This window comes from Candidatus Nanosynbacter sp. HMT-352 (assembly GCF_022819365.1).
Classification (GTDB): Bacteria; Patescibacteriota; Saccharimonadia; order Saccharimonadales; family Saccharimonadaceae; genus Nanosynbacter.
This window is the reverse complement of sequence record NZ_CP089289.1, coordinates 395,082-413,639: the sequence shown is the minus strand read 5'-3', so window position 1 is coordinate 413,639 and position 18,558 is coordinate 395,082. Positions and strand designations below refer to the sequence as shown.

Sequence of the window (18,558 nt, the reverse complement as noted above, 5' to 3'; positions counted from 1 at the left end):
GTAAAATATTATCTATGAATAAGGCGACGTACGACGAGCTGGCGCTGGAGCGAATTGCTAAGGAAAAATTTGGTTTTCCAATTGATGTTCAATCGATAATTTTGTGGCACGCCGATGTTAGTCGCACTGCTAAGGCGTCGGTGTTTTTGACGAATAAAAAGCAGTTGATGATGTATTTGGAGGCGACTTCGCCGTTGATTTTATCTGACGTTAAAAAGATAATTTCGCGAATGGGTATGCGTGCGGAATTATTTCTTCCGCCAAAAGGTCAGCCGCGATATTTTGAAGACATTGGCAAGCGCAAATTCCGCGAAGTTTTTCCTGGAAGAAAGCACGTTACGGATGAAGATTTGCATTTTTATAAAACTTTGGCACCGTATAATCCTGCCTTGGTTTTGATTTCTGAAGTGAAAAATGGCGAGATATATCAATTCGATTCTGATGCGTACGGAAATTGGCGAGTCGGCGCAAGGTTCAGTTACAGAAGGATTCGGGCAATTTAATGCGCGACTACCTGGATATTATTAAGCGGAATCTGCTCTCACCTATTGTCGTGGTGATTTTTCTGCTGGCTGGCGCGCTGGTTTATGTTCGCGAATATCGTGATGCGTGGTTCATCTCAGTGGTGATTGTCGTGAACTCGACGATTGGCATTATTCAGGAGCTAAGGGCTAAGCGAGTTTTGCGGCAATTGGAGCTGATGAGCGCGCCGAAAGCTCGATTGTTAAAAGATGGAAATGTTGTCGAGGTCGGTTATGATGAGCTTAAAATTGGCGATGAAATTATTATTCAGGCTGGCGATGAACTACCGGCGGACGCGAAAGTTATTGAGTCAAAAGGCTTGGAGCTGAACGAAAGTATGTTGACCGGCGAGTCTGCGTCGATTGAGAAAAAGGACGGCGATGTCGTGTTGGCGGCGACGACGGTTTTGGCTGGTGAAGGTGCGGCGCGAGTAATTGCGATTGGCGACGACACGAAAGCTGGCGCGATTAGCCAAGTTCTGAAGCGTTACAAACCAGAGCTCACGCCTTTGCAATTGGCGATTTGGCGCGCAATTTACTTCTTGACTTATGGCGCAATTGTCCTGTCGCTACTTATCGCTATTGTCTATTATTTCTCTGGCGATAATGTCGTCGTCATCTTAAAAACCATCACTTCGGCAGCGGTTACAGTTGTGCCGGAAGGTTTATTGTTGGCGAGTTCGCTGCTTTTGGCGTTCGGCTCACTGCGATTAGCTCAGGCGAAAGTCTTGCCGCAAAAATTGTCAGCGATTGAAGCGATGGCGCTTTTGAATCTGCTGGCTGTAGATAAAACAGGCACTTTGACCAGCGATGAAGTTACGCTTGAAAAAGTCGCGGCTTTCGGTGATGAAAATGACTATTCAGACTCTGACGTTGCCAGTTTTGCGGCGTTAATTGCTCATGAAACCAGCGGCGGAAATATCACTGGTCGTGCAATTTTGGCGGAAGCTACGTCGCCAAAAAATACGAAAGTTTTGGAAGTGATGGCGTTTTCGTCGGCGCGTAAAATGGCTGGCGTGAGGGCGAATATTGACGGCGAAATTCGGACTTTGATGATGGGCGCGCCAGAGTTTGTGTCGAAGTTGGCGCCAGTAGATAAGGAGACTCAGAAGAAGCTGAATGATTGGGCTGACAATGGCTTGCGCGTTCTGATGTTGGCTGAATTTTCAGACGATAAAACCAAATTGAAAGACTTGAAAAACGGCTCTGGAACGGCAATTGGCGCGGTTGTTCTGCGCAATTCCCTGCGTCATGGCGTTGTTGAAACGGTGGATTTTTTGCAGAGCCAAGGCGTAACTATTCGCGTAATCTCTGGTGATAATCCGCGCACAGTTCAATATATCGCCAAAGAAGCTGGAATTAAACATCCAGAAAAGGCGATTTTAGGCGAAGATTTGGCGGCGCTTAGCGAAGATGAATTTAATAAGGCTGCCGATACTTACACAATTTTTGCCAGAGTTTTGCCAGACCAAAAAGAGCGTTTAATAAACAGATTCCAGCAATCGGGCAAGTTCACCGGCATGGTTGGTGATGGTGTGAATGACGCTCTGGCTCTGAAAAAGGCAGACCTCGGTGTGGCGATGTACGCTGGTGCGCCGGCTTCTCGTCGAGTTTCTGACATTATATTGCTCAACAATTCGTTCACTTCCCTTCCGATGGGAATGAAATTGGGCAATCAAATAATGCAAGCAATCGAAGTCATCGCTGTCCTGTTTTTTCATAAAATTATTTACGGCGTGACACTTCTTCTTGCGACGATTCTTATCGATATGAATTATCCGTATTCGCCGCGCCACATTACGTTTATGAATATTTTTCTGGTGACGATGCCAACTCTTATGTGGACGCTGTTTCCGCCCGTTCCGAAGCATCGAATAAATCCGAAGAGATTCTGGCACGATACTTTGCTGGCTGTTACGCCGATTGCCTTGATTACTGGCGTGGCTGTCGCGTTCACCTATTGGATTACCTCTGTTATGTTCCCTGGTCATGCTGCAGAAGTCGCAACGATGACCGTACTTACCGCGACTTTGTTTGGCGTATATTTGGTGTTCTTGGTGGGAATTATGCTGGACGTAACCATCGATAAATCTGCCAAGCGCGCTCGTCTGCTTTATCTTCTGTCGGTGATTATTGTGGCGGCCGGAAGCTTTAGCTTTGGGTTCCTGCGCGACTTCTTCGACTTTACCGTGCCAAACTTGTTCATAATGTGGCCAGCAACTGGCGCAATTGTCGTAGCGATGTTAGTCCAACTATTCATTGCTCGCTGGGCTGGTCGGCGAATTGTTCGATAAATGTAAATACTAGAGGGTGCACCTATCTGTACCGTAGAGGAGATAGCGAATATTTTAATTTGGGTATTTTCTAGATGCTATTGATTCTACTAATACATTTTTATTCGATTACCAGTATTTGAATCGGTAAAATACCTTCCGCTTTCATCAAAATGGAACGTTAGGTCTGTACCTATGGGCATGTCGTATACTGCTAAAACCGCAGGTTCAATATTTGCAAGGGTATTGAAATCTACAATGACGAGATTCTTTGGGTTATCTATATATTCTTGAGTATCAGTGTCTCCTATTGCTCGCCATCCACAATCGGCTGGATTGGCTCCTTCCTCTCTAAAAAGCCATTTCAGCTTAGATTTTCCTTCATAAATCGACTTAGTTATAATAGCACCTCCAGCGTTTTGTATAAGAGGAGCTTCTTTTTTATTAAATAATTTCATAAAACCTCCGTGACTCTATGTTTATATATTTCTATCCAAAACTACAAGGTGCTCAATATGCGGCGTCCTCGGGAAGAAATTGTAGCCTTGATGATGCACGATTTTGTATTTTTCCTGAAGCAGGCTGACGTCTCGCGCTTGCGTGACAGGATTGCAGCTCAGATAGATAATCCGAGGTGGCGCTGTTTCCAGTAGTCTATTAGTAACATCCGCGTGAAGCCCAGCGCGCGGCGGATCAACGATGACAATTTGCTCGCCCGTTATATATTCCAGGGATTTTTCGCTCGGTGCCAAAATCGCCTTGGCATTCGGTCGATTCAACTTGGCAATATTCCTCTGCATTTCCGCGACGGCATGTTCGTTAATTTCCACGAGCGTCACGTCATCACCTCCAATTGTCAAACCGATTGTCCCAACGCCAGAATAAAGGTCGAGCGTTGGCAATTTTTCATTGCAATTAATCCACGCTTTCATGTCGCTTAAGGCTTTTTCGTAAACGGGAATGTTGACTTGGAAAAATCCTTCGCAGGCGTAGTTGAAGACAACGCCTAAAATCGTGTCGCTCAGTGTCGTGTCGCCGAATTTGTTCAAGCGTTCGGTGATTCGGCTGGCTGGGCTTTTGGGGTCGGAATAAATTATTTCGCCACCTTTGGCTGATAGCAATTTGGCTTCATCGTCGGAAATTAGGTTTTCTATCTTATCTTTTACGTATAATTGCCAGACGGCGTTTCCTTGTTGATCTGAGCGAATCAGGAGCGTTTTTAATTGGCGTGCGACGATTGGCTTTTCTCGTAAAAGGTCGCGGATTTCAATTGCCAATTTATTTATGCTCGGGTGTGCCAAGCTGGTTCCGTTGACGATGACTTTCCCCTTGCCGCCGCGTTTGAAGAATGCCAAGTCTAAAGTTTCTTTTTCGTCGTCGTCCGTTTTGTCGCCGAACCAACTGAACTCGACTTTATTGCGATAATTAAATTCTACGCCGTCAGAAAATACCTCGATTTTTTCAGGCAATGTGATGTTGTGAAGTAAAAAAGCTTCTTCGATTAGCGACGCTTTGTACGATTGCTCGCTGGACATCGGCATTATTTGCCAAGGGCTGGTGCTTAAATAGATATTTTCATCCTTCGGCGTAATTCGCTCTGGACTTTTCTCGATAATTTCCGTCACTATTCCCTCGATGAAGTGCGATTTTTTCTTTGTCACGCGAATCGTTACAAGTTCTTTCGGCAGTCCTCCCCAGACGAACGCTTTGCGGCCGTCGTCAAGCGTCCCGATGGCTTGTCCGCCGCCAACGATTTTTTCCAATCTTAAAGTCTCAAAAATTTGTTTTCTCATTAGGTTATATTATATCAGGATGTGTGGATTTTTTCTGTCTGGCGTGCTATAATCGTCATTGTCCTGGCAATAGTGGGACGTCGCCAAGTGGTAAGGCACTGGGTTTTGGTCCCAGCATTCGCAGGTTCGAATCCTGCCGTCCCAGCCAAGCTGTATAACAGAGTGAGTGACAAGGTTCCGTGACCTTTAGCTACCATGAATAACTACCTCTGTTGTAAAGCTTGGTTAAATAGGAATTATTGTCCAGTCCGGAATGGTTGGACGGCTTGTAAGGTAATTGCTGCGCTTGATGAATTTATCGAAAGAAAGGAAAAAGATGAGAATCAATAAACTTGCTTTACAGGCATTTTATGAATCACACAGAGACGAGTACTTGCGGCGACGATTTTCTGGTGACAAAGCCTTATGGGATGAATCATACAAATGGGATATATTGCCGCGCCTTAATAAAGAACTGGCGGCGTACGACTCGGTTAATGGCGACTCGATTGCAGATATCGCGCATATTGTAACGCACCATACAAATACTAGCAATTTTCCTAACTGGCGTGATATTGATGACCTAAAGGACCTCTTATCGCGAAGAAATGCGCATTCGGTTCTGAGTGAATTATGGATTGCAAAACCTGAAACGGCTGCGGAATGCATTCAGACGGCTAGTCGACTTGCACAATTGTTTATGTCAGACAAAAGCTTTGCTCCGTCTACCTGGGCATACATGCTGGCAGCACTCGATTGTAATTCGTTTGCACTGTATCGTGAAGCGATTATGAAACAAGTTGCTGAGATATGTGGTGTTGATAGCCCTACTGCTGCATCTCAGGGAGAAAAATATACATTACTCAACGATGCCGCATTGTATCTGGGTGAGCTAATGCGGGATGATATCAACGACGTGCCGTATATGCAGGCGCTGAATGGGCAGGATTTTTTGTGGGTTACGCTAGAATATTCTGATTCTTAAAAGGCTGTTCCTTCATTTTCTGGAATGCCGCGCGCAATGTTGTACTCTCTAATTTCTTGGCGGCGCTTCTCCTTATACTCCTCAAAAGAATACCTCTCTTAATGACTGAGCCCGAATCGTCATATTCGACGTATTTAATGAGCGATCACAAAAATCGTAGTTTAAAACTACGTCTCCTCCCCGTTGTTACACATATCGCGACGGGGACTCTTCAATTTATAGGATAAAATCCTTGTAACTTGCCAAAGTCGCCTGTGCAATAGTCTGACTAGTTTGATGTAGGTGTTGCTTCACAAAGTAATACCCAAGTTTATACCCCGCCCAGCGCGGTAAAACATCATCGCCGGTGAAAAATATTTTGGTATAATCGTAAACCTTGTCTTCAAAATTGCCTTGTAATGCGGCAATTATCTTGTCAATTTCAGCTTGAGAAGTTTTCTGCATTTCTCTCAAGAAAAATTGTTGATTTCGCCGTCCGAGTTTAATCATCGCTTCCTCTTCTAGCGCGACCGCCAAGCCCTCCAAAATCATCCCATCAAACATAGTTTCGGCATATTCAGGCAGTTTTTCCCAACGCAGCGAATGTGACATTTCGTGGCAAATCGTTTCGAAAATAAAATCCTCGCTAACCCCGTGCTGGCTTTTATCAACAGAAATCATAATCAAGTGCGAATGAAGCGTTTTGCCAGCGATTCCGTCCTCGGCGATAGTTGGTAGCATAAACGAAGGCGTAGTGATAATTACATCAACTTCGTAATCAAACTGTGCGAACTCGCTCGAAATAAAAGTCTCGGCTTGTTGCGCTGTATTTTTGAATATGGCAATTTCGGCATCGGTGAAAATTTGGTTGGCGTTAGCGATGTGTAGGTGAAGTTTGCTCATGGTTTTACTATACTGCAATAATATAAGTATTACTATAAGGGCAACGCTATTTATTAAGTGTAATATTTAAATGGAAATCACTAAAATCTTAGTAGCGACCTTCCGCTCTTTTGGGTGATTTTTTGTTTTTAAGCAATCAAGCCATTTTTATCTAGTAAATTCATAAAATCGTCAATAAACAAATCAGTCCTCTCGACAATTTCTTTTTCTCCGAATTTTTTATAAACATTGCTTATATTCTTGAGCTCAAGATTTTCTGTTCCGCCTATGCGCTGTCCTCTACTGTTGTCAAAACCCTGGTAATATTTAATTTTATCTTCAAATCTATAGTCGGATGCGCGAATATTGATCCGTTTTTCTAAAAGAGATTTATTGCCAAGAAGGTCGATTTGTCGATTGTTAGATAACCCTTTCTCATTTTCCTGTCGCTTTCTGGGATAAATATGTTCAATATCAAACTGCTGAGAGAGTTTTGGATATGATTGCTCTTTATTGAGCATCATACGAAGCGCCAGCATGGATTTAGTGATTGGTCTGCCGTTTTTGAAATCATAAATAAGGATTGCACTGCGTGTTTGCTCCTTATCAAATTTGAAGTCTGAGAATGTAACTTCATTTAGATTAACTATATTTAGCATCTCGGCAAAAATAGGCGTTCTTAATGCGTTCACGCCTGGATGCATTATTGCGTATCCCCATATGAATGCAATTGTACGATCGAGAAACATCTTAAAATCTTCATCATCCAATTTTCCGTCTTCGGTGCGATTTGCTAAATAGTAAACAGATATGAAATAATTCCACATGCTATTTGGCGCATAGTTTAATATGAATAATTTCTTTAAAACCTCTTCACTGAAACGTTCACGATTTTGATCGGTAATGTCTTCCCAGAATTGAGCAAGATCTTTAAGATTTTCAAAAGTGTCATCTTGTTTAAGTACGGAATATTTATCACGCTCATAGAATCTTCTAAGTGACTCGGTCGTGGAAGACTTGTTATTGTCTCGCTTGGCGCGAATGAAATACATGTATCTCGTAAACAAATCGTCCATTGGTGTGCCGGTGATTGGGTGAAAGATTTTTTCACATGTCTCCTCGAGTTTTTTCCAATCTTTAATAAACTCATCCCTGTCGTCTTCACTTTTCTGTTTGTAATATTGATAGAATTGAGCCTTAAAAATATCGGAGTCCGAAAGCGGAAGACCCCTATCGTTTAATGTTGAGAATATGCGAAGAGCGGTATCTTGGGACTCGGCTTCGATTGGCATAAGAATGCAGTTGTTTAAGATGCGAGCAGGAAGTTTTTCGGCAAATTTCGGAAAATCATTGATGAAATCGTCAACTTTTTTAAGGAAGAACCGGAAGTTGTTCGCGTAACGACTAGTCTGGCTGCTGTTTACATTGCCAGTTTTTAGAATTGATAAGAATTCGTCTTTATCTTTGTCTGTGGCGACAACAGAGTCTATTTTTAGGTGCTCCTTATCTGGCTTGCCCATTTCGTTTGTTTTCCATATACAGCTGGCAATGCGTTCGGAAAAGTCTTTTGAATCTTGATCTTGCATTTTCGTGAAGCGGTCATAGAAAGCTCGGAGAAGAAGCATGAATGTTGTCAGACGTTGTTGACCATCAATTACTTCTTGCTGTTTCTTGTCGTTTTCAAAAGTCACAATTGAGCCAAGAAAATATTCATCGCTTGTGTCGAATTTTGTAGCATCATTATCTGGTATCGCGAAAGAAAATATATCATCCCAGAGAGTTTGGCAGCTATCCTCATCCCATGCATATGGACGCTGGTAATCTGGTATGATGTAGTCCGCTTTTCTATCCGATAAAAGCTCATAGATACTTTTCTGGTCTACGTTTAGCTTTGACATAATATCCTCCGTTTATTTTTTGTCGCTAAATTTGTGAATATTCTTAGTGTAATTATAGCATGTCGCAGCATCGGCTTATTGCTTTATATAAAAAAGCTCCCACTTGCCAGTGAGAGCTAAACTGTCGTGGTGGACAATTGAGATTAGCTAATTTTGACGACTTGTAGTTGTCTGGTCATCACGCCATTTTTCCAAGAGACAGTTTCGGATTTTTTGTGATTTAGCAGACTTTTTCCCAGCGGACTATCCACGGAAATTCGCCCGTCCAGAGGGTTTGCTTCCAGGCTATGAACCAGCGTATAGCGGAAAATTTTTCCTTGCTGATCCACCAAATCCACGACTGAGCCAATAGCAATTTTCAATCGATCGCGCTTCCTTGGTAGTGGCTTAGCGTGACGCAAAATGTCCTTCTTCATAAAGATTTTTGATTGAATATTTTCCAATTGCGTAATTACGTCGCTTCGGCGCAATTTGTCATCACGCGATTTGGCGCGCCCAATTTCCTTCAATTCCAACGTGAGCGCTTTCTCTGAAATCTCTAGTCCGGAAATTTCCTTTTGCAGTTCCTTAAATCCTTTTTTACTTAAAAATGTTGTACTCATACTTCCCCTTTCGGATCGGCAACTCTGCCAATCAACAATCCTATTACAACATCTAATTCTGAAAAATAGCTGAAAATTTACAGAATCGGCAAGGAAATTGTGAAAATGGTTGAGTTTTTCGAGGTGTTAACAGAGATTTGTCCGCCTAGCGCTCTTGTCAATTGTTCCGCTAACGGCAATCCTAATCCGTAGCCTTTTGTGCTTTGGCTGCCGCGGAAAAATCGCTCAAAAACGTGTGGCAAAGTTTGTTGTGAAATCGTGCCGTCGTTGATGAAGTTGACGGTGATGTTTTGTTTTGATGGGATAATGCGAATTTTTACCACAGAATTTTTCGGGCTATGTTTCAATGAATTGTCGAGCAAAATCGCGCACAATTCTCGCGTCGCAGTGTGATGAAGCGGAATATTTATGTGTTCTGGGCAATTCATTTTAACTCGCGCTTCGGCTTTTCGTTCGCGAACGAGTTCGGATATCAATTCCGTCAAATTGAAACTTTTATCTTCCAGCGCCAACTTATTTTCCGTCCGTGATAACTCCAGAAGCATTGCTGTAAGTTCGGTCAATTTATTTATTTCCTCCAAATTGCTTTCCAGAGTTTCTGTAAGTTCCGCTTTATTCGCCTTCCGATTTTTTAGCGCAAATTCAGTTTCTGCTTTCATAATTGCCAAAGGTGTTCGGAGCTGATGGCTGGCATTGGCAACAAATCGCGATTGAGCTTTGTGGGCGGTTTCTATCGGCCGCAAAGTGATTTTTGCCAATAAATATGAACACCAACCGCCAGCGAGCAGAACGATAAGATTTATATAGCCCAGACTAATCAAAAGATTTCGAGTTGAATTATCTATTCTTTCCGACAAATTGATTGCAGGAAAATCGCCCTTCCTTTGAACGATAATTTTATGAATTTGCGCATCAACTTCCGAGCGCGCCACCTGAAAAATAATGCTACTAAACAGTAGACTGACAATCATCAAAATCATCAAATACCAGCCCGCCAACTTAATTGTTGCTGAAGTAAAAATTTTCATGATTCAATCCTATAACCGAAACCGCGCACGGTTTTTATCAATTGTTTTTTGAACGGTTTGTCGATTTTTTGGCGCAGATTTTTTATGTACGCCTCGACGTTATTCGGCAAAATATCAGCGTCAAAATCCCAAACGTGATCAATCAGCGTTTCTTTACTGAGAATCTGATTCGGATGCTGCATCAAATATTCCAGCAGCGCATATTCTTTGTTCGTGAGGTCGATATTCTTTCCAGCTCGCGTTACGGTTTGCTGCTGCTTGTCAATTTTCAAATCGTCAATTTTCAAGATGTCTGGTTGCTGAATTGGTGGACGACGAAGCAAAGCTCGCACGCGCGCCAACAATTCATCAATTGCAAAAGGCTTAGTCAAATAATCATCAGCACCCACGTCCAGCCCGAGAGTTTTATCTTCGGTCGTACTCAGTGCTGTCAGAAACAAAATTGGCATATTTTTACCGTTTTCACGCAATTTTTTAACAATCTCCGTACCCTCTAATCCCGGCAACATTCGATCAACAATCAACAAATCATACGGCTGACTGTCCGCCAAATTAAAGCCCTCTTCTCCGTCATACGCTGTATCAACCGCGTATTTTTCGCGCTTCAAAGATTCGGTTATGACCCTCGCAATTTTTCGTTCGTCCTCAATGACTAGCAGTCGCATATTTATATTATATCTTTTTTCCTGCGCTAAGTGCTATAATTTTATTTAAAGAAAAGGAGGTGTATGCCAGATAATAAAAAAATGGTTGAGATTCGTCATTTTAAGATGAGTTTCGGTGATAAAACTGTTATTAAAGATCTGAGTTTTGATGTTTTTCGCGGCGAAGTTTTTGGTTTTTTGGGAAGCAATGGTTCGGGAAAAACTACGACGTTGCGCGCATTGCTTGGACTATATCAGCCGACCGCGGGCGACTTATTGATGAACGGCAAGCCATATTCGGTGGGAAGCCAGATTCGCCTCGGATATCTTCCGGAGGAGCGTGGTTTGTATAAAAAAGAAAAAGTCTTAGACGTGATGCTTTACTTTGGTCAATTGAAAGGTTTGAGTCGCAAAGAAGCTAAGGATTTTTCTATGAAGTTTTTGGAGCGCGTCAATTTGAGCGACAAGGCTAATACGCAACTTGATAAACTATCTGGCGGACAGCAGCAGAAGATTCAGCTTGGCGTAACAATTATGGGCAATCCAGAACTGCTGATTATGGACGAGCCAGCCAAAGGTTTTGATCCGGTGAATCGCCGTTTGTTGATGAATATAATTGAGGAGCAGCGAAAAGCTGGCGCGACAATTATTTACGTTACACACCAGATGGAGGAAGTTGAAAGATTGTGCGACCGCTTGATTTTATTGAAGGACGGTCAAGCGGCAGCATATGGAACATTGGAAGAAGTAAAAAGTCAATTTGGCGGAGCGTCAATGGACGACATTTTTGTCCAAGTTTACGGCGGCGAAGCGAAGGAGTTGAGCGATGAGTAAAATGCATAATTTGGGGACGGTTTTCAAATTTGAAACTCTTAGAACACTGAAGAAACCGACGTTTTGGTTGACGGCCTTGGGATTCCCTTTGTTGATTGGCGTGCTGTATGGCATTATGTTTTGGTCGCAAAGCACGACTATTGAAGCGTCAAAAAATCTGGAAAAGCAAGAATTTTCACTGGAAGTCACGGACGATTCGAAGTTGGTGAAGCCAGAATTACTGGTAGCAATTAAAGCTAAAACCGCCAAATCGAAAGAATCTGGAATTGATAATGTAAAAAATAATAAAATTGACGCATATATTTATTTTCCAAAGGATTTGAGCAAGCAAAAGGTTGAAGTTTACGGTAAAGATGTTGGGTTATTTCAAAACGGAAAATACAGCGCGGTGGCGCAGAATTTGTTAAGTCAATCAGTGGCGAGCGACGTCAGCCCAGCTCAGGTCGCAATTTTACGCGGTAAAGTCCAATTGTCATCAACTACATATCTGGACGGAAAAGAGCACGGCGGCATTAATGAGATGATTGTGCCGGGAATGTTTTTGGCTATTTTGTTTATCCTCATCAGTATTTTTGGCAATCAAATGCTCATTAGCACCACCGAGGAAAAAGAAAATCGCACGGTTGAAATGTTGCTTACGACCGTTAAAACAGACACTTTGATTACGGGTAAAATTCTGTCTTTGATGGTGTTGGCTTTGATTCAGATTTTGGTGATTGTTTTGCCAGTTTTGGCGGGCTATTTGGCGTTTGGCTCGAAGTTGCAATTGCCTAATCTGGACTTGAGCACGCTCGTATTTGATCCTGTGAGAATTGGTCTGGCAATCATAATTTTCTCTGCAAGCTTCACTTTATTTACGGGAATGTTGGTAACTTTGGGCGCGATGATGCCGACCGCCAAAGAAGCCAGTCAGTGGTTCGGAATTGTGATTATGCTATTTATCGGTCCATTTTACGGAATCACGGCGTTCGTTTCCTTCCCTGATTATTTCTTCGTTAAGTTCTTGTCACTATTTCCATTCACCGCGCCGATTCCATTGTTATTACGAAACGCAATAGGCAATTTGCCAATTTGGGAAGCTTTGCTCGGTACGGCAATTTTGGTCGCTACAGCGGTGTTTGTTATGTGGCTATCAGTGCGCGTTTTCCGTTACGGCGCGATGTCTTATGATAGTAAATTATCTCTGTCGGCGTTGCGGACACGCCGAAAAGCTGGTAAAGTTTAATTATGAAAGTACGTATAGAGATAGACACGAAAACATTTGTGCGGTTTTGGCTGGTCGTTATGGGATTTGGTCTGGCTGGTCTGGCAATTTATTCCGCGAAGGATGCGCTGGTTTTATTGGGAATTTCCCTGTTTTTGGCGTTGGCGTTGAATCGTCCAGTTGCAGCAATTGCTAAAAAATTGCCTGGAAAAAGCCGATTAGGCGGCACGGCGCTGGCGTACACGACGCTGGTTCTGCTTTTGGGTTGTGTGATCTGGTTTGTTATTCCGCCAATTGTCCAACAATCTGCCAAATTTGTCGAGAGCATTCCGGGTATAATTGACCAAGCCAGCTCACAGTGGCGTGGCGTCAATGATTTTATTGATAAGAACAATTTGCGCCCGCAGGTCGATTCGATGATGGAAAACATCAAGCAGCAATCTTCGTCTTGGGCGACGAGCGTCGGCACGAATCTATTGTCCAGCGTTGGCTCTTTGGCGTCGTTCTTGGGCTCGCTATTCTTGGTGCTAGTGCTGTCATTCCTGATGCTCCTCGAGGGTCCAACTTGGGTGAAGCGTTTGTGGGGATTGTACAACGACGAAGAAAAAATGGAGCGTCATAAGAAGCTGGTTGGTCGAATGTATAACGTAGTCACAGGTTATGTTTCTGGACAATTGACGGTTTCTGGAATCGATGCGATATTATCAGGTTTCGTGGTGTTTGTGCTGAGCTTGACATTCCCTGTCATAAATTCCAATTTGGCAATGCTCACCGTTATGGCGACGTTTGTGTTGACGCTAATTCCGATGTTTGGCGCAACGATTGCTGGTGCGTTGATATCACTACTACTATTCTTCAATAACATGACAGCTGGCGTTATTTACGCGATTTATTTCGTGATTTACCAGCAGATTGAGAACAACTTTGTCTCTCCTTCTATCCAATCAAAGAAGGTTGAGTTGTCGGCCTTGACTGTCTTGGTCGCGGTGACAATTGGTTTGTACGTTGGCGGTCTATTGGGTGGTTTGGTTGCTATTCCAGCCGCTGGCGTCGTGAAGGTTTTGCTGGACAATTACTTAGAGCAAGCCAAATCTAAGCGCGTTGAGAACGAAAAGCCGCTTAATAAATTAGTTAAGAAATTGAAAAACGAAGATTAATTAGCACGAAATAAAAATATAGCCCGTTGAATCCAGCGGGCTATTTCCATGTCCAAATGCTGCCGCTTGGCGTATCACGAACGGCAACGCCAGCCTGAAGAAGTTCATCGCGAATTCTGTCGGATTCTTCCCAGTTTTTCTCTGCGCGTGCTTGACGTCGCTGGATAATCAACCTCTTCAAATCGTCAGTAATATCAGGCGTAGACTCAGCCAAATCCAGCCCTAAAATCTCGTCAATTTCATCAATAAACTGCACTAAACTCTGTCGATGAATTTTATCAAGCGGCGTATGATCCAACTTTGAAAATACTTCATCAATCAATGCCAGTGCGCCTGGAGTATCCAAATCATCGTTCAATTTCTCGACCAACGCCTGATGTCCCGCTAGCAACGAAACCGAATCGTCCTGCTCGTTCTTATCATCGTCATCCTCCAGCGTGTCGTGAGTCTGATGTCTCAGAACCGCGTAATCCCGCCAATGATTTAATCGCGCCTGTGCTGCTTCCAGGATTTCCCAGGTAAAATTGCCCTCCGTCTGATAATGCTTACTGAGAATCGCCAGCTTAAATGCCATCGGACTAAACCCTCGCGAAATAATATCTTCCAGCGTAATAATATTTCCCAGGGATTTACTCATTTTTCGGCCGTCGACTTTTATGTGATTATTATGTAACCAAATTTGAGAAAATTGTTTTCCAGTCAGACTTTCGCTCTGGGCAATTTCATTCGTGTGATGAACCGGAATATGGTCAATTCCGCCCGCGTGAATATCGATGGAATCCCCAAGTGTTTCACGAGCAATTGTCGAACATTCCAGGTGCCAGCCAGGAAAACCGATTCCCCACGGACTGTCCCATTCCATATCGCGCTTGGCGTCTTTTGGCGAAAACTTCCATACGGCGAAGTCAGTAATATTGCGCTTTCCCTCAACGCTCACTCTGGCGCCAGCTTCCAGACCCGCCACGTCTAGCCGCGCTAATTTCCCGTAATCCTTCAAAAGCGACGTATCAAAATATATGCCGTCGCCGTCGATTTTATATAAAAATCCTTTTTCGTCCAGTCCTTTTGCGAAGTCAATCTGCTGCTGAATATAGTCTGTTGCTCGCACCAAGTAATCTGGTTTTATCAATTTCAGCACGTCGTAGGCTTCATGATTTGCAACGGAAATATATCTTTCCGCCACATCCCAGGCAGTCTTCCCTTCACGGCGCGCACCTTTTTCCATTTTGTCTTCGCCATTATCGTCGTCGCTGGTCAAATGACCAACATCGGTGATGTTTTGCGTTCGAATAACAGGAATATCTTGCCAGCGTAGCAGTCGCACCAACACGTCCCAGTAAATATAGCCAACCCAGTTGCCGATGTGCGGTTGCGAATAGACCGTTAGACCACAGGTGTAAAATTTGACCGTTTCTCCGTCAAGTGGCGTCAGTTCATCTTTTCGTCTGGTGAGCGTGTTATAGAGTTTTATCATTAGTTCTATTGTACGTTACTCTGGTCAGTTTTTCAAAATTGATATAAAAAACAGCCCCAGTTGGGACTTAATAATTTCCAAGGAATAGCGACAAGCAGCCTTTATAAAAAAGAACAACTTGTCGCTATTGTGAGCCAGACTCTCTCAGTTGGCATCTGGTCTTAAGCCGTATGCCATCACGAGGAGAGTATTTCTGAAGTCCTGCACCCTCAGTGCACAGCTAGTGCTATTCAGCGCATAGTGCCATACAGCGTTGACGTAAGCAAAGGAGTAGAGTGGAACCATACTCAGGGAGTGTTCCTTTTTTACCCTTTTACCTTCGGCATGTACGATTAGCGGAGAAAAATCTCCAACAATCATATTGCTGAGCCTATCTGTAATAGCGGATAGGTTTCTCGTGGAAACCCTCTCGTTATCTTTCGAGAGTTGCCGATCTGTGCGTCCATAGGCTGCAATGGTGATTATGCATTCGTCGACAGAGTTTAGTACATCTAGTAGTCTCTGAGATTCATAGCCATAATCGTCCCTAAAGGCCTTGACTAATTCCTTTCGGAAATTAGTGATAGCCTCTAGCATTTCCCAATTCTCTTGATCTACGTGGATCGTGAGCAGGCGTCGGCTTGGGCTCTCGGCTGGGTTGTCTAGAATCAGGATGTTCCCTTTGCATGTACCCGTTCGAGAATCGATGAGTTCCATCGTTCTACCTCTCTTCTCATCCCCACTGAATGTGGTTAAGCGTTGTTCTTTTCAACACAGGATGAGATTCCATTCCTCTTTATATTTTCTCCTCAAAAAAGGAATAAAACCTCATCCCGTGCTAGGCTGCTTGTCAAGGTTCGCTTTCGGACAAGAATTTACTCGTCAACAAAAGCTGCATTCATTTATACCACACTTATATTAAAAAGTCAATACTAATCTGCTTCTTGTAGAGCCTGATCCGTTGCTGTGACTAATTCCCTTACGATTTCATCATAGCTTTCATATACACGGAATCCTGCCGCGTACGGATGGCCGCCGCCACCGAAATATCCAGCTACGGTGTCGGCGATTGGTAAATTACCTCTTAAGCGCGCAGTTAATTTGCCGTCAGGGTAAGTTTTAATAACGCAACTAAGCGCCACGCCTTCAACCAGCCTCAATTCATCACCAATCAACGCGCCGGGGTTGTAAGCGTCGCTATATTGCTGAATCTCTTCAAATGGCACGTGTACTAGCGCCAATTGTCCGTCTAATAAATATTCGATTCGCTCGATCAATTTTCCCTTGTACGCCAAAATTTCTGGCGATTTTTTCATAAATTCACGTCGTCGCTCTTCAATTTCCGCGTTGGAAGCGCCCAGTTCTGTAAGTTCTCCCGCCGTATGAAAAGTCTGAGCTGTAGTGTTTTGCGTAGTAAGACCCAGGCTATCGCTCATAATAGCTATCAATAAATCTTCGGCCGCCTGAGGATTTATCTTCCAGTCGGAATGCTTGAACAGCTTATACAGTAATTCCCCGGTCGCCACAACGGTTTCTGACAGCATAATATGGTCAAAACTGAGCGTCGATTCGGCTGTGTGATGGTCAATAACTAGAGTTGGGTGCGTTTCCAGAAAATGTCGCGCTCCAGGAGTTTCTAATACCTTGCTGAGAAGCACGTCCGCGCTTGTATCGACAATTATCGCGGCGTCGGCTTGAAACGGAAAGTCGTTCTGCACTCGATCCCAACCGCGAATATAATGAAGATATTTCGGTATATCTACTGGACAATATAAAGTAACGGTCTTCCCTAGGTCGCTTAAGACTTCTTCCAGCGCCAGGCTTGAACCTAGGCTATCGCCGTCGGGATTTTCGGCTTGAATAATAACTATATTGTTTGCGGATTGAATGAATTGTTTAGCTGTGTCTAGCATATTATTTATTATAACAAATGATTTTTACTCTAATATAATATACATTGTTTTTAATTACATAAGTGGTATAATATGTGATGGACTATTAAAAATACTGCGCAATCAAAAAACATAAACATTTTTATAAATTATTATTGACAAAATATAAAGATTGTGCTAGTATGAGGACATAAAGCCTGAAGATAGGGCTGGAAAAGAGGAGTTTTTATGAATAAATTTAAGAAAATCGGCATTGCTATCTCTTTGGGATTTGCTATGCTCGGTGGAATCTGGTTGGCATCACCTTCACAGGCTGCCGGCTGTAACAAATTTAACGTTGTATACTGTGGTACACATTCTATGTCAGAATTGCAAACAGCATACAGCCGTACAGAAATTAAAGAACTATACAAAGAGTGGTACGTTACTGAGACTATGGTTCAGGGCGGATCAAATATGCGCGAAGGTGTAGTTGACGCAAACGGCAACATTACAGTTGATGGCCGTGTTGTAGCTACAAACGCTATAACCGTACAATCTAAAGCTGGTACTCGTCAGCCTCAGCCACAACGTAGCTACAAGACCTCAAACGGATATACTTACTACCAATACACAACTGGTCAGAGCTTCGTTGACGGACCTAAGAGCTACAATATTTACGCATGGTTTGACAATAACGGCTCATTTATCACTGGTGTGATTAAAGACTGTGGTAACCCAGTTTGGGGTAATCCAACGACACCTCCAGCAAAGCCTGTTCTAACATGTGACGCTTTGCAAGTAACTGAAATTTCTCGTAACACCTTCAAGTTCAGCGTTAAGGCAACCGCTAAGGATGGTGCATCTATCACTAGCTACACATACAACTTTGGTGATAACAACATCAAGACAACTAACTCATCAGAAATTCAATACACTTACGCAAAAGAAGGCAACTACACGGTTACTATTACTGTAAACGGTAAAGAAACTGGTGAAGTTAAGAGGCAAAACCCTAATTGTCAAAAAACTGTTACGGTTAAGCCAGAGCCAAAAATGATCGTTTGCAACCGTGAGACCAATAAATATCCAGTAGAGATTAAGGAATCAGAGTTCGATAAAAGCAAGCATTCAAAGGATCCAAACGATTGTAAAGAAGCACCTGCTAAGATCACAGTCTGTGTAATTGAAGAAGGTGGCAAGAAGTACACTAAGGAGATTAAAAAGGAAGAGTTTAACGAAAAGATTCACAAGACTAACTTGGACGAATGTAAGGAAACTCCTACACCAAACACTCCTTCAACACCAACACCTAGCCCAGAACTACCAAAGACTGGTGCAAGTGACGCGATTATGTCAGCACTAGGCCTAGGTGGACTAACTACAGCTACTATCGCTTACATCGCTAGCCGCCGCCAAATGTAATAAGCTAAGCTAGCAACGAAATACCCGCCG

The 18,558-nt window shown here is 43.1% G+C and carries 17 protein-coding genes and 1 tRNA gene; 8 read left to right on the top strand and 10 right to left on the bottom strand.

Annotated features, from left to right (window positions below):
• Positions 1–14: 14 nt before the first annotated feature.
• Both LRM49_RS02250 and LRM49_RS02245 read left to right on the top strand, forming a co-directional pair.
• Complete coding sequence (locus tag LRM49_RS02250; protein ID WP_129635180.1) at positions 15–503, top strand: hypothetical protein; 489 nt, start codon at positions 15–17, stop codon at positions 501–503.
• Positions 503–2,815 (top strand): HAD-IC family P-type ATPase, encoded by a 2,313-nt coding sequence (locus tag LRM49_RS02245; RefSeq protein ID WP_243777614.1) that lies wholly within the window; start codon positions 503–505, stop codon positions 2,813–2,815. Before LRM49_RS02250 ends, LRM49_RS02245 begins: the two co-directional genes overlap by 1 nt.
• Before the next feature lie 89 nt (positions 2,816–2,904).
• Here LRM49_RS02245 and LRM49_RS02240 read toward each other — a convergent pair whose 3' ends face one another.
• Entirely contained in the window at positions 2,905–3,252 is a 348-nt protein-coding gene (locus LRM49_RS02240) for an immunity protein Imm33 domain-containing protein (protein WP_243777613.1), read from the bottom strand.
• A gap of 21 nt (positions 3,253–3,273) precedes the next feature.
• A complete protein-coding gene (locus LRM49_RS02235) occupies positions 3,274–4,587 on the bottom strand; it encodes a class I SAM-dependent RNA methyltransferase (protein WP_243777612.1) in 1,314 nt (437 codons plus the stop codon).
• A gap of 73 nt (positions 4,588–4,660) precedes the next feature.
• Between LRM49_RS02235 and LRM49_RS02230 the strand changes: the two genes are divergently transcribed.
• Both LRM49_RS02230 and LRM49_RS02225 read left to right on the top strand, forming a co-directional pair.
• Positions 4,661–4,735: transfer RNA gene (locus LRM49_RS02230), tRNA-Gln, on the top strand.
• Between the two features lie 168 nt (positions 4,736–4,903).
• Positions 4,904–5,551 carry a hypothetical protein gene (locus LRM49_RS02225; RefSeq protein ID WP_243777611.1) on the top strand — a complete coding sequence of 216 codons (648 nt, stop codon included), beginning with the start codon at positions 4,904–4,906 and terminating at the stop codon, positions 5,549–5,551.
• A 216-nt stretch (positions 5,552–5,767) separates the two neighbouring features.
• Here the strand turns inward: LRM49_RS02225 and LRM49_RS02220 are convergent, their stop codons facing one another.
• The 5 genes from LRM49_RS02220 to LRM49_RS02200 all read right to left on the bottom strand — a co-directional run bounded on the left by LRM49_RS02220 (position 5,768) and on the right by LRM49_RS02200 (position 10,605).
• Positions 5,768–6,433, bottom strand: coding sequence for a DUF2268 domain-containing putative Zn-dependent protease (locus LRM49_RS02220; RefSeq protein ID WP_243777610.1), 666 nt, complete (start codon positions 6,431–6,433; stop codon positions 5,768–5,770).
• A gap of 128 nt (positions 6,434–6,561) precedes the next feature.
• Positions 6,562–8,310 (bottom strand): DUF262 domain-containing protein, encoded by a 1,749-nt coding sequence (locus LRM49_RS02215; RefSeq protein WP_243777609.1) that lies wholly within the window; start codon positions 8,308–8,310, stop codon positions 6,562–6,564.
• 143 nt (positions 8,311–8,453) lie between these two features.
• A complete protein-coding gene (locus tag LRM49_RS02210; protein WP_243777608.1) occupies positions 8,454–8,912 on the bottom strand; it encodes a GreA/GreB family elongation factor in 459 nt (152 codons plus the stop codon).
• Between the two features lie 77 nt (positions 8,913–8,989).
• Positions 8,990–9,940 carry a sensor histidine kinase gene (locus LRM49_RS02205; protein ID WP_243777607.1) on the bottom strand — a complete coding sequence of 317 codons (951 nt, stop codon included), beginning with the start codon at positions 9,938–9,940 and terminating at the stop codon, positions 8,990–8,992.
• On the bottom strand, positions 9,937–10,605 hold the full coding sequence (locus LRM49_RS02200; RefSeq protein ID WP_243777606.1) for a response regulator transcription factor: 669 nt from the start codon (positions 10,603–10,605) through the stop codon (positions 9,937–9,939). Before LRM49_RS02200 ends, LRM49_RS02205 begins: the two co-directional genes overlap by 4 nt.
• A 63-nt stretch (positions 10,606–10,668) precedes the next feature.
• On the opposite strand from LRM49_RS02200, the gene LRM49_RS02195 reads away from it, so the two are divergent.
• From LRM49_RS02195 to LRM49_RS02185, 3 genes are read left to right on the top strand one after another with little or no spacing between them, the layout of a single operon-like run.
• Positions 10,669–11,418, top strand: coding sequence for an ABC transporter ATP-binding protein (locus LRM49_RS02195; RefSeq protein ID WP_243777605.1), 750 nt, complete (start codon positions 10,669–10,671; stop codon positions 11,416–11,418).
• Positions 11,411–12,643: an ABC transporter permease gene (locus LRM49_RS02190; protein WP_243777604.1), complete on the top strand. Its 1,233-nt coding sequence runs from the start codon at positions 11,411–11,413 to the stop codon at positions 12,641–12,643. The genes LRM49_RS02195 and LRM49_RS02190 overlap by 8 nt, the downstream gene beginning before the upstream one ends.
• A gap of 2 nt (positions 12,644–12,645) precedes the next feature.
• Entirely contained in the window at positions 12,646–13,779 is a 1,134-nt protein-coding gene (locus LRM49_RS02185; RefSeq protein WP_243777603.1) for an AI-2E family transporter, read from the top strand.
• A 40-nt stretch (positions 13,780–13,819) separates the two neighbouring features.
• Here LRM49_RS02185 and cysS read toward each other — a convergent pair whose 3' ends face one another.
• From cysS to LRM49_RS02170, 3 genes are all read right to left on the bottom strand, one after another.
• Complete coding sequence (gene cysS, locus LRM49_RS02180; protein ID WP_243777602.1) at positions 13,820–15,253, bottom strand: cysteine--tRNA ligase; 1,434 nt, start codon at positions 15,251–15,253, stop codon at positions 13,820–13,822.
• 144 nt (positions 15,254–15,397) lie between these two features.
• The gene (locus LRM49_RS02175; RefSeq protein WP_243777601.1) at positions 15,398–15,949 is read right to left on the bottom strand and encodes a hypothetical protein; all 552 of its coding nucleotides are present in this window, start codon (positions 15,947–15,949) and stop codon (positions 15,398–15,400) included.
• A 215-nt stretch (positions 15,950–16,164) separates the two neighbouring features.
• On the bottom strand, positions 16,165–17,145 hold the full coding sequence (locus LRM49_RS02170; RefSeq protein ID WP_243777600.1) for a DHH family phosphoesterase: 981 nt from the start codon (positions 17,143–17,145) through the stop codon (positions 16,165–16,167).
• Positions 17,146–17,352: 207 nt separating this feature from the next.
• Here LRM49_RS02170 and LRM49_RS02165 point away from each other — a divergent pair, with 207 nt between their 5' ends.
• Complete coding sequence (locus LRM49_RS02165) at positions 17,353–18,528, top strand: PKD domain-containing protein (protein ID WP_243777599.1); 1,176 nt, start codon at positions 17,353–17,355, stop codon at positions 18,526–18,528.
• Positions 18,529–18,558: the final 30 nt, after the last annotated feature.